We start from the raw sequence: 584 nt of genomic DNA, 5'->3' as shown, positions 1-584 counted from the left end.
GACGTCGAAGATGGGCCGGTACTCCGACCACTGGTCGCTCGGCCCCGACACGTAGATGGCGTACTCCTCCTTGCCTACCTCGCCGAAGCCGAGGTCGATGCCGCGGAACTCCCTGGCCTTACCGCGGAAGGAGAACTCCCAGATGGCGGCGGGGTCGCCGCGGAACGTCGTGCGCTGCATGCGCAGCCGCTTGAGCGTGGGCTCGCGCTCGCGCCACTGCGCCTCGATGTCCTCGAAGTGCTCCAGGTGGTCGGAGCTGGCGAAGTCCAGCACGTTGATCTTTATGCCGACCTTGCCGGTGGGGTCCACGTAGTCGACCTGCTCGCCGGTGCCCGACTTGCGCGTCCAGCCGTCCGGAACCGGGAACGAGACGCCCAGGTCCTTCTCGTGCACCAGGTGGTAACCGGCCGGCACCGGGGACGGCTTGGGCTTCGGCGCGCCGGGCTTCGCCGGGCCAGCTCCGTCGCTGCCGGGCCGCTGCGACGCGCTCTGCCGCGCGCTGGTCCGCGCCCCGCCGTCGTCCTTGTCGCTCGACGCCAGGTATACGACCACGGCGCCGGCGCCGGCCGCGATCACTCCCACGG

1 pseudogene is annotated in these 584 nt (G+C 70.9%); it reads right to left on the bottom strand.

The features are described from left to right. Positions 1-584, bottom strand: a pseudogene (locus tag KUM32_RS37000) (serine/threonine protein kinase); the annotation flags it as partial.

This window comes from Streptomyces sp. AC627_RSS907 (assembly GCF_019049165.1).
The sequence above is the reverse complement of the archived record's forward strand: the minus strand, read 5'-3'. Positions and strand labels throughout refer to the sequence as shown.